General features: G+C 65.8%; 9 protein-coding genes. 6 read left to right on the forward strand and 3 right to left on the reverse strand.

Annotated features, from left to right (window positions below):
* The first annotated feature begins 158 nt into the window (after window positions 1–158).
* The 5 genes from secY to ABWP89_RS15640 all read left to right on the forward strand — a co-directional run bounded on the left by secY (window position 159) and on the right by ABWP89_RS15640 (window position 5874).
* On the forward strand, window positions 159–1526 hold the full coding sequence (gene secY / locus ABWP89_RS15620) for a preprotein translocase subunit SecY (RefSeq protein ID WP_353230442.1): 1368 nt from the start codon (window positions 159–161) through the stop codon (window positions 1524–1526).
* Between the two features lie 40 nt (window positions 1527–1566).
* Window positions 1567–2211, forward strand: a complete 645-nt coding sequence (locus tag ABWP89_RS15625; RefSeq protein ID WP_353230444.1) for an adenylate kinase — start codon at window positions 1567–1569, stop codon at window positions 2209–2211.
* 139 nt (window positions 2212–2350) lie between these two features.
* The gene (locus tag ABWP89_RS15630; protein ID WP_353230445.1) at window positions 2351–3448 is read left to right on the forward strand and encodes an SRPBCC family protein; all 1098 of its coding nucleotides are present in this window, start codon (window positions 2351–2353) and stop codon (window positions 3446–3448) included.
* Window positions 3449–3559: 111 nt separating this feature from the next.
* Window positions 3560–4654 (forward strand): acyl-CoA dehydrogenase family protein, encoded by a 1095-nt coding sequence (locus ABWP89_RS15635; RefSeq protein WP_353230446.1) that lies wholly within the window; start codon window positions 3560–3562, stop codon window positions 4652–4654.
* Window positions 4651–5874 (forward strand): acyl-CoA dehydrogenase family protein, encoded by a 1224-nt coding sequence (locus ABWP89_RS15640; protein WP_353230447.1) that lies wholly within the window; start codon window positions 4651–4653, stop codon window positions 5872–5874. Before ABWP89_RS15635 ends, ABWP89_RS15640 begins: the two co-directional genes overlap by 4 nt.
* A gap of 145 nt (window positions 5875–6019) precedes the next feature.
* Here the strand turns inward: ABWP89_RS15640 and ABWP89_RS15645 are convergent, their stop codons facing one another.
* From ABWP89_RS15645 to ABWP89_RS15655, 3 genes are read right to left on the reverse strand one after another with little or no spacing between them, the layout of a single operon-like run.
* Window positions 6020–6823: a phosphate/phosphite/phosphonate ABC transporter substrate-binding protein gene (locus tag ABWP89_RS15645; RefSeq protein WP_353230448.1), complete on the reverse strand. Its 804-nt coding sequence runs from the start codon at window positions 6821–6823 to the stop codon at window positions 6020–6022.
* Complete coding sequence (locus ABWP89_RS15650; RefSeq protein ID WP_353230449.1) at window positions 6823–7719, reverse strand: fatty acid desaturase; 897 nt, start codon at window positions 7717–7719, stop codon at window positions 6823–6825. Before ABWP89_RS15650 ends, ABWP89_RS15645 begins: the two co-directional genes overlap by 1 nt.
* Before the next feature lie 52 nt (window positions 7720–7771).
* Window positions 7772–8665 carry a homocysteine S-methyltransferase family protein gene (locus ABWP89_RS15655; RefSeq protein WP_353230450.1) on the reverse strand — a complete coding sequence of 298 codons (894 nt, stop codon included), beginning with the start codon at window positions 8663–8665 and terminating at the stop codon, window positions 7772–7774.
* Between the two features lie 161 nt (window positions 8666–8826).
* Here ABWP89_RS15655 and ABWP89_RS15660 point away from each other — a divergent pair, with 161 nt between their 5' ends.
* On the forward strand, window positions 8827–10575 hold the full coding sequence (locus tag ABWP89_RS15660) for a hypothetical protein (RefSeq protein WP_353230452.1): 1749 nt from the start codon (window positions 8827–8829) through the stop codon (window positions 10573–10575).
* Window positions 10576–10875: the final 300 nt, after the last annotated feature.

Below are 10875 nucleotides of genomic sequence, written 5' to 3' on the forward strand. Positions count from 1 at the left end.
GCATTTTTTACGGCTCTGGTGCGGGCGCGGGGGTGTTGCATCCCTGCGCCCGTACTATATGGGCTGACAACATCTTCACAGGAAAGCCGGTTGGGGCCGTCTGGTCCCGATCGGCATTTTCGCCCGGTTTATAAAGTCCGAAAGGCTTGTGCCCGATCATGGCATCACGCGCCGACAACATCGCCAGCACTCTTAATCTGGCCAATTTTTCCAAGGCGACCGAGCTTCAGCGCCGGATCTGGTTTACCGTCGGCGCGCTGATCGTGTTCCGGTTCCTCAGCTTTGTGCCACTGCCTGGCGTGAATCCGCTGATCCTGGAAACGTTGTACAGCAAGACGCAGGGTGGTGTGCTGGACATCTTCAACACCTTTTCAGGCGGTTCGCTGCAACGCATGAGCTTGATCGCGCTGGGAGTGATGCCCTATATTACCGCGTCGATCGTGGTGCAGCTGTCGGCATCGCTCCACCCCGCGCTGGCCGCCTATAAGAAAGAGGGCGAAAGCGGGCGCAAAAAGCTGAACCAGTACACCCGCTATGGCGCGGTGTTTCTGACCGCGTTGCAGGGCTGGTTCCTGGCCACCGGGCTGGAAAGCTATGGCGCGTCTTCGGGCCTGCAAGCGGTGGTCGACCCGGGCCTGATGTTCAAGATCGGTGCGGTGATCAGCCTGGTCGGCGGTACCATGTTCCTGCTGTGGCTGGGTGAACAGATCACCAGCCGGGGCATCGGCAATGGCGTGTCGCTGATCATCATGGCGGGCATCGTGGCGCAAATGCCGAAGTTTTTCGGCAACCTGTTCGAACAGGGCCGCACCGGATCGCTCAATGCCTTTGTCATCATCGGGGTGATCGCGCTGCTGATGGCGATCGTGGTGTTCATCTGCTTTTTTGAACGTGCCACGCGCCGCTTGCTGATTCAGTATCCGCGCCGCGCGACGCAAAACGGGATGATGGCGGCCGACCGCAGCCATTTGCCGCTGAAGCTCAACACCGCCGGGGTGATTCCGCCGATCTTTGCCAGCTCGCTGCTGTTGCTGCCGCTGACCATCACGCAGTTTGCGGGCAAGTCGGTGTCGCCCGACACCGTGATGGGCCAGGTGATTGTCACGCTGAACCAGTACCTTGGTCACGGCAAGCCGCTGTACATGGTGCTCTATGCGGCCGGTATCGTGTTCTTCAGCTTTTTCTACACCGCAGTGGTGTTCAATCCCGAAGAAACCGCCGACAACCTGAAGCGCAATGGTGGGTTCATTCCCGGCATCCGTCCGGGCCGCAACACCGCGATCTATCTTGACTATGTGCTGACCCGCATCACCGTGCTGGGCGCTGCGTATATCACCATCGTTTGCGTGTTGCCCGAATGGATCATGGCCGAAACCGGCATGGGCACGCTGTTTTTTGGCGGCACAAGTCTGTTGATTGTTGTGAACGTGACAGTGGACACGATTACCCAGATTCAGTCACATATGCTGGCGCACCAGTACGGTGACCTGATCAAAAAGGCCAAGTTGAAAGGCCGGATGCGCTGACGCATAAGCGGGGCGTGTGAAAAAACGGGGGAATTGCCTTGTGAATATCATCCTGCTGGGACCGCCCGGTGCGGGCAAGGGCACCCAGTCGCAACGACTGGTCGATCGCCACGGGCTGAAACAGCTGTCTACCGGCGATATGCTACGCGCCGCAGTCAAGGCCGGCACCCCGGTCGGGCTGCAGGCCAAGGCGGTGATGGAGGCGGGGCAACTGGTTTCGGATGAGATCGTGTCGGCGCTGATCGGCGATGAGCTGGATGCGATGGGCGAAGGGCAAGGGGCGATCTTTGATGGCTATCCGCGCACCACACCACAGGCCCACGCGCTCGATGCCATTCTGGCCGAACGCGGCCGCCGGCTGGATCACGTGATCGAACTGGACGTTGATGAAGACGCGCTGGTCGAACGCATCACCGGGCGGTTTACCTGCGGCGCATGTGGCAAGGGTTATCACGACCAATTCGAACGCCCGGCGGTTGATGGCACCTGCGACCGTTGCGGCGGTCATGAATTCAAACGCCGCCCCGATGACAATGAACAGACGGTGCGCACCCGGTTGGCCGAATACCGCGCCAAGACTCAGCCGATCCTGCCGATTTATGATGCACGCGGGATTGTCGCGCATATCGATGGCATGGCGGACATGGACCATGTGACCGCGGCGATCGAGGCGATCATCGCCTGATCGCCGCGGGAATTGTCCGCGATTGCAACACGCAAAACCCGACGAGGCGGACTCGTCGGGTTTTTGTGTTTATGGCAACGTCGTTGACGCAAGGCCGAGTGGCAGGAGAATCAGGATGACGGCGTGGCAGCGGTGTCTGGTGAGTGCCGTGATCGGCATGGTCGCAGCGTCCAGCCCGGTTCGGGCGGAGGTGACCGCACAGACCGATCAGGGTTTCGTATCGCGCAATGCCGCGGTGCTGGATGGTACGCCGGCCGCGATCTGGAAACGCCTGACCACGCCGGCGCAATGGTGGTCGGGCGACCACACCTTTTCGGGCGATGCGGCCAATCTGACGCTCGATCCGGTACCCGGCGGCTGTTTTTGCGAGGTGCTGCCAGGCGAAGCGCCGGTGGCCGCCAAGGCAGCCAAGCCCGGCGTGGCGGCGCGCGCGCCAGCCCGCGGTGGTGTCGCGCATATGCGGGTGGTGTTTGTCGATCGCGGTCGCGCGCTGCGGATGGTCGGCGCGCTCGGCCCGCTGCAAAGCGAAGCGGTGACCGGCGTGCTGACCGTCACGCTGAAGCCTGTCGAGGGCGGTACGCGGGTCATTTTCGAATATGTTGTGGGTGGCTATATGCGCTATCCGCGCGACAAGATCGCCCCGGCGGTCGATACCGTGATGAGCGATCAGCTGAACAGCCTGGCGCGCGGCTTTGGCCCGGTTGCGGCGGTCGCGGCGCCCGGCGTTGCCGATCCGGCCCAGCCGCCGGCACCGGCACCGGCACCGGAAGCGCCCGCTGCGCCGCGCGGTCTTGGCAAACAGGGCCTGCTCCTGCCGCGTGGGCGGATATGGAGCCTGCCGCCAAGTCAGTCCGCCCTGGCGCCGTCTGCCGCACCGCTGCCAGTTGTACCGCTGGCAGTTGACCCTGTGCCGGCCGCGCGGCTGCCGCAACCGCAAGAGCCCGCGCCCGCGCCTGCGCCAGTGCCGGTGCCGGTGCCGCCGCTGCCAACTGCGCTGCTGCCGGCCGATGGTGTGGCTTCGGGCGGCGAAGCGGCCGTCGCAGCGCCCAGCCCTGTTGCGACGCCAGCACCGCCAAAGCGCGCAGTGACGACGAAAAAGCCCACAAAAGCTCCGAAGCCGCCTGAACCAGCGCGCGTGCCGGTCGGGCCTTCGTCTGATGAACCCAGCAAGGATTCGATCAATTCTGTGTTCGATGCGGTGGTGGGGGGCACTGTGGCGCCGGCGGCCTCGCAGTAATCCGGGTTATGGGCGCGGCGGCGCGGCATTTCCTGCGCAAAAAGGGCTACCGCTCGCAGACAACCGCCGCTACAGCCTTTAACCGAACGATTAACGGATGGGGAGAGCGGGATGTCGATCCTTCATGACGAAGGGCAAGTGGCGATCGCGACACAATCGCGGCGCGTGCTTGACGCGCGGGTGTCAAAAGACCGCCTGCTCGGGCTGATCGAGCCGGTGGGGCGGTATGACACGGTGTTCTGGGATACCGCGATCGAACAGGGCTGGACCGCGCTGGCGATTCCAGAGGCCCATGGCGGGCTGGGCCTTGGCCTGATCGAGCTGGGGCTGGTGGCGCAGGCAACCGGTGCGGCCACCGCTGGCGCACCGTTTCTGACCCAGGGATACGGCGCCGTGCGCGCGCTGGTCGATGGCGCCGATGCCGATCTGGCCGCCGCGTGGCTGCCGCGTCTGGCGACCGGAGAGGCGATTGCGACCGTCGCTTTGGCCGAGGGCAATGCCGTGCTGCCCCCGCAACCGGTGGTCAGCTATGCCGATGGCCGGCTGACCGGGGTGAAACCGGCGGTCACCGGCGGACTGGCGGCGGACTGTGCGGTGGTGTGGGCGATGGGCGCGCAAGGTCCGGTGCTGGCGCTGGCAGAGCTTGGCGAGGTCGGGCGAACCCCCGTGCACAGCTTTGACAACAGCCGGCTCTATGCCGATCTGGCGTTTGCCGCGACGCCGGCGCGCGTGCTGGCGCAAGGGGCGGCGGCACGCAATCTGGCGCATGACATGCTGGCGCGAATGGCGGTGGTCACTGCCCACGAACAAGTTGGCGGGGCGGAGGCGCTGCTGTTTATCGCGCGCGACTATGCATTGACGCGCAAGGCGTTTGGCCAGCCGATCGGCGCGTTTCAGTCGGTCAAACATCGCATTGCCGAATTGTACGGGCTGGTTGAAATCGCGCGCGCCAATGCCATCCACGCGGCCGCCTGTGAAGGCACGGCAGACTTTGCGCTGGCGGCGGCCGATGCGCGGATATCCGCGACCGATGCCTATGACACTGCCGCGCGCGATTGCGTGCAGATCCATGGCGGGATCGGCGTGACATGGGATGCCGGGCTGCACCTGCACATGCGCCGCGCGCGCAGCCTGGCCATCGAACAGGGCAATCTGTTGTTCTGGGAAGATTATCTGGTGGACCATCTGGTCGGAGAAGCAGCGTGACAACCATCGCATCCGATATTGCAATTGACAGCTGGCGCGACCGTTCGCGGCAATGGCTGCACTCGGTCGCCAGCGACTTTGCGCGGCCGGCACGCGCTGGCCTGGCGGTAGAGGCTGATCTGGCGCTGGGCCGCCGCTATCTGGCGGCGCGCTATGACGCCGGCTTTGCCGGGATCAACTGGCCGCAGGATTATGGCGGGCAGGGCCTGTCACACCTGCACAAGCTGGTGTTTGAAGAAGAGGAAATGGCGCTGGGCATGCCGTCCGGGTATTTCGGCATTTCGCTGGGCATGCCGGTGCCGATCCTGATGCGCCACGGCCAGGATCGCGCATTTGTAAAGGAACGCGTAACACGGGCGCTGCGCGGTGAAGAAATCTGGTGCCAGCTGTTTTCCGAGCCTGCTGGCGGCTCCGATCTGGCCGGGCTGCGCACGCGTGCGGAAGTGGATGGCAACGGTTGGCGGATGAATGGCCAGAAACTGTGGACCAGCTGGGCGCAATATTGTGATTATGGCGTGATTGTCGTGCGCACCGACCCCACCGTGCCCAAACACAAGGGGCTGACCTATTTCTGGGTAGACATGAAGGCGCCGGGGGTCACCGTGCGGCCAATCAAGCTGGCGGGCGGCGACAGCCACGTCAACGAAGTGTTCTTTGACGACGTCCGGCTGGAAGACAGCCAGCGGATGAGCCCGGTCGGCGGCGGTTTCGGCGTGGCGATGACCACGCTGATGATCGAACGCTATATCGCCACCGACAGCGGCGGTTTTGGCCCGCATCTTGATTTGTTTGTGCAAACCGCACGCGATACCGATTACAACGGCCGCCCCGCGATCCTGGATGGCCGCGTGCGATCGGCGATCGCGCGCAACCACGCGATGCGCGCCGGGCTGGACGCGATCACCACCCGCGCGATGCGGATGATGCAGGCCGGCATGGAGCCTGGCCCCGAAGGATCGCTGAACAAACTGGTGGCGGTGCGCAGCCGCCAGCGATTGTCCGAACTCGCGCTCGATCTGATGGGTCCGGCCGGGCTGGCGTTCGATGCCCATGCCCATGCCAAGGAGGATTGGGCGGCCAGCTGGATCAACGCACCGACCGGGCGGATCGCCGGTGGCGCCGACGAGATGCTGCTGAACACCATCGCCGAACGGATTTTGGGCCTGCCGCAGGACCATCGCCCCGACAAGGGCGTGCCGTTCAACCAGATCCCGGGTTAGTTCCGGTTCGCGCTTTGCGCGAAACATACCTCCCGCCCCGCCTCGCGAGCCCGACCACCAATGATACCATCATGCTGTGGTGGTCGGGCTCGCGAGGCGGGGCGGGAGGTATGTCTGCACGCCAGTGCAGTTCCAAGTGAATCCTTCAGGCGAGCACGGGATAACCGGCGCGGATCGCGGCCTGTTCCAGCGCGGGCACCACGGCATAGGCGGCGCGGTCGATCAGCGCGATCCCGTTCAACCGCAGTGCGGCGCGGGCGGCGGCCAGCGCCGGATCGGCCAGCACCCGGCGCAGCGCGGTGCGCAATGCGGCGACCACCGCCGGGGGTTGCGCGGCGCTGGTGATCAGCGGCAGCCCGGGCGTCGCCGCGGTCCAGCCCAGCACGCGAATGCGCCGGTCGATGGTGGGATAGCGGTCGCGCAGCAGGGCCCAGGTGACCGCATCGATCGCGGCGATGTCGGCCTGCCCGGCGATGACCGCATACAGACTGCGCGCATGCGCGCCGGTCTTGATCACCTGGCCGAAAAACCGGCCTCTTTGCGCCAGCGGTGCCACCCGGTCGCGCAACAGGTTCATGCCGGTGTTGGAATCGCGCGCGTTGATGGCCGCGCGCCGCCCGGCCAGATCGGCCAGGTCGCGCGCCGGATCATCGCGGCGGACGATCAGCGCGGAACGATGCCACGCCCCGTCGCAACCTTCGGCGTTATAGACCGGTGTCGCCACCAGCGTGACCTGATCGTGCAACCGCGTAGTCAGCGGATAACCGCAGGTCTGCGCCAGCATCAGATCGGGCGCTGTCCAGATCACATCGATCGGGCGGTCCCGCGTCAAGGCCGGTGGAACCCCGGTCAGCCCCAGATCGCGCAGCCGCTTTGCCAGCGCCTGCCACAGTGCGTCGTTCGCGCCGGTCAGCCAGCGCGGGTCATACATGCCCAGCGATGCAATCATCAGGTCCGGCGGATCGGCGCGGGATGCACGATGCGGTCGTGCGGCCGCCACAGATAGCGCGCGATGACCGTGCCATAGCCGGGATAGCGCGGCGCTGCGGGAAAGGCATCGGGCGCGGCGCGGTATAATGCGGGCAGCGCATACCACGGCACATCGGGGCGGGTGTGGTGCCACACATGCAGGTTGTTGTTCAAAAACAGCAGCGCCAGCGGGCCGGTATCGGCGACGATCGCGGTGCGTTCGGCGGGATCGGGGCTGGCGCGGTGTTCGGCATAAGACCGGATCAGCGACAGCGCGGTGCCCGGCCACACAAACCACAGCGCATAGGCCCACAGCGGCAGCCCGACATGGTGCAGCCACACCAGGATCAGCACGACCGCCCCCAGATGCGGCAGCCATTCGCGTGCCACGCCGCCCGGGTCCTGACGCAAGCGGCGGATTTCCGACAGCCAGAACCGCACGATCCGCAGCGGCGGACCGATCAGCATCCGCCCGGCCAGTGGCGCATCGATCACCGCCAGCCAGTGCGCCAGACCGCCGCCACGCGCCAGATAGTTGCTTTCGGTATCATCATCGGGGTCGGTCAGATGCGGCGTGGCATGGTGCACGGTGTGTTCGCGCGCATACGTCACATAAGGCAGCCACAGCGACAGCGGGACAAAGGCGATCGCGGTGTTGATCCAGCGATGCCGGGTCGGGTGACCATGGATTACCTCGTGCTGCAACGATCCCTGCCACGCGATCAGCCATGCGCCACCGATCAGGACCAGCGGCCACGGCAGCAGGGTGGCCCACGCGGTCAGCGCGATCCACCCGCCATAGATCACCGCCGCCAGCGCAATGGTGGGCCATTCGGTTGCATGTACACGGTTTTCAGTCGGACCTGCCAGGTGCATATGCCAAAGCTAATGCGCGGGCGCTGTTATGTCTAGACATGTTGCGGGGGTATCAGCCATTCAGCGTATGCAGCGCGGCAATGTGTTCCGGGCCGATGCCGCAACATCCACCCAGGATCGTCGCGCCGGCGTCGCGCCAGCTTTGCGCAAACGCGCCATAGCCGGCCGGGTCGAGATCGGCGCGGATATCCAGCAGCACGGCATTGGCGGTCGCTTCTTCGGGTTGGGGCGGGAATGCGTTCGCATAGACACCGATGCGCAGGCCGGTCGCGGCGCGGGCGGCGTGCACCGCATCTGCCATCACTTCGGGCTGGCTGCAATTGAACAGCACGGCCTGCGCGCCCAGTTTTTGCGCCAGCAGCGCGGCATCGGTCACGCTTTCGCCCGACCGCAGCCGCGCGATGGCGCCCGGGTGCGTGTCGTCGAGCGTGAATGACAGCCACAGCGGCTTGCCCGACGGCGCGGTCAGTTCGGCGACCAGTTCGGCCTCGCTCAGCGAAGACAGCGTTTCGGCCAGCCAGTGATCAACATGCGGCGCCAGCGCCGCGACCAGCACCGCCAGAATAGGGCGCGCGCGATCGATATCGACCAGATCGGGGCGGTAGGATCCGCACACCGGCGGCAGCGATCCGGCCACCGCCACCTGGCGCGGCGCAGAATCGGCCACGCCGCGCGCGAGCGATCCGGCCAGAGCGGCCAGATCATGGCCCTGTGCGGCAAACCGCTCTTCGCCGATGTGGAACGGCACCACGGCATAAGTATTGGTGGTGATCACATCGGCGCCGGCATCGACATAGCTCTGGTGCACGCGCGCCACGAACTCCGGCCCTTCGATCAGCGCCAGCGCCGACCATTCGGGCTGTTTGAACGGCGCGCCGATCCGTTTGAGTTCACGCCCCGTCCCGCCATCGAGCAGGGTGATGCGGGCAGCGGCGGGATGGGTCACAGGGCAATCTCCGAACAGCGATCACAGTCGCGCGTGCTCTGCGTCCGACAGGCCGCGTCGGTCAAGGGCTTCGTGCCGCAGGGCATCGCCCGAAACGCGGCTTGTCAGTCACTGGCCCGGCGTTAAGGTCGCCGCAGGTCATGGCATAGGGGGTATCGGGTGTGGCGCAACCATCGGCGGTCTGGCGTCTGCCCGTAATGGGCCGCGGCGCGCAAATCGTGTTTGCGGTCACTTGGGTGGTGCTGGCGGTGATTTTGGTGGTTGGCACGGTCGGCGCGGCCCGGATCATGCTGGACTATGGCGCGGCGGCCTCACGATCATGGCTGCCGCTGGGCGTGCGGTTTGACAGCACTGCCAACCGGATTGAGGCGGCCCTGCCCGAAGCCGTGGCGGCGGGTGTGCGGCTTGGTGATCACATCGATGCGATCGATGGCATCGCGCTGCCGGGCAGCAGCGATGATGATCCTGTCGCCAGTGATCGGGCAGGCCGGCACTTGCTGGTCAACGAAGGCCAGCCGGTTGCCTTGACGGTGCGCCATCCCGGCGGCGCGGCGCGGCGGGTGGTGCTGGCCCACCGCGCGCATGCGGCAGAGCAGTTGCTTGCGCCATCGGGATTATCACCCGCAATGCTGACCTGGCTGTGCGTCGTACTGTTCGCCCTGGCGCCGGTGGTGCTGGCTGGGGGGGCGGTGCTGCTGGTCCGGCGGCGCGCCGAACCGGTGGCAGCGTTGCTTTCGGTCGGCTTGCTGGCGCTGGCGTCGATGGCGGGCAATCAGGCGCGGTACTTTGCAGACATCGGCACATGGTGGCTGTTCGAGGCTGTGGGGATGCTGGCCTTTGTCGCGTTGGTGACCACCTGCCTGTCGTTTCCCTCGGGCGAATTCAGTCCGCGCTGGACCGGCTGGCTGGCGCTTGCCGTGCTGCCGCTGATCGTGTGCATGATGGCGCTGCCGGCATCGGTGTTTCCGATCGTAATCGTGGTCGCGGTGCTGTCGCTCGGCGCGCTGGTGCAGCGGTATCGCAGTGAAACGCGCGATGCGCGGCGGCAATGGCGCTGGGCCATGTTGGGGTTTGTGCTTGGCTTTGGCTGGTTTGCGTGTGTGGGCCAGACTTTGGACATTGTCATTTATCCGGCGTTTCCCTTCGCTGTGATCGGGCCCTGGACCTATATCATCACGCCGGCCTTGTTCGCGATCACCGCGCTGCTGATCACCGGCGGGCTGGTGATGTCGCTGTTGCGGTACCGGCTGTATGATGCCCCGGTGGTGATCAGCCGGTCGCTGCTGTATGGCGGCATGACGCTGGCGCTGGTCGCAATCTTTGCCGGCACCGAAAAGATCATCGAGATCGTGGGCGAGGAATGGTTTGGCGAAAGCATCGGCGCACTGGCCGGCGGGCTGGGTGCGGCGTTTGCCGCGGTCGCGATCGGCCCGCTGCACCACCGCATTGGCCATTTTGTCGAACACCGCTTTCGCGCCGACCTCGTTCATTTGCGCCGTGATGGACCGATCCTGATTGATGATCTGGCCGAAGCCGGGGATCGTGAGCACCTGATCATGGCGGTCAGTGATCTGCTGGTCCAACGGCTGCATGTGCAGCGCGCAGCGGTGGTCGCCGTGGGACAGGCCGCAGCCGGCGCGAACGGTCATGGCCTGTCGATCGATCACCATGATCCTGTCTGGCCGATCCGGGCGCCGCTTGATCACGCCACCATGTTGCAGATCGGGCCGCGCCCCGATGGCAGCATGTGCGACGCGCAGGAGCGCGAGGCGATCGGCGAACTTGCCGACCGGCTGGCCCGCGCGTTGCGCGTGCTGGCCCGGCGCGAGGCGCGTGAAACGGCATTGCTTGCCCGCATCGCCCGCATCGAAGCCAATCTGGCGGCACTGGCAGGCGCCGCACCGGGGTGAACCGCAGTCCGCACCTCAAACCGGCCCGCCGACCGGTTTGACCATCCCGTACTGTGTTACGTCTCAGCTGTGATCGCGGTGATCGCGATCGGGTGGAGTGGCCGGATGCGGCTGCGGATGGGGTGCCGGCGGAGGCGGAGCCGGGCGGGGTGCCGGCTGTGGCGCGGGCGCGCGGAACGCCCCGGGGGGTGGCCCCGCCTGCGGTGCCGGATGTGGTGGCGCAGCATAGGCCGGTGGTGCATGGACCTGCGGCATCGGGTGCGGTGGCTGATAGGTGCCGGGTGCTGGCTGGCCGTAGGG

Origin of the sequence: Novosphingobium sp. (assembly GCF_040398825.1) — a bacterium.
In the GTDB taxonomy this organism is placed as follows: domain Bacteria; phylum Pseudomonadota; class Alphaproteobacteria; order Sphingomonadales; family Sphingomonadaceae; genus Novosphingobium.

Bases quoted from the DNA above. Each gene is read 5' to 3' on its own strand.
- ABWP89_RS15635 (WP_353230446.1), top strand. From the start codon at position 3,560: ATGTCGATCCTTCATGACGAAGGGCAAGTGGCGATCGCGACACAATCG.
- secY (WP_353230442.1), top strand. From the start codon at position 159: ATGGCATCACGCGCCGACAACATCGCCAGCACTCTTAATCTGGCCAAT.
- ABWP89_RS15645 (WP_353230448.1), bottom strand. From the start codon at position 6,823: ATGATTGCATCGCTGGGCATGTATGACCCGCGCTGGCTGACCGGCGCG.
- ABWP89_RS15650 (WP_353230449.1), bottom strand. From the start codon at position 7,719: ATGCACCTGGCAGGTCCGACTGAAAACCGTGTACATGCAACCGAATGG.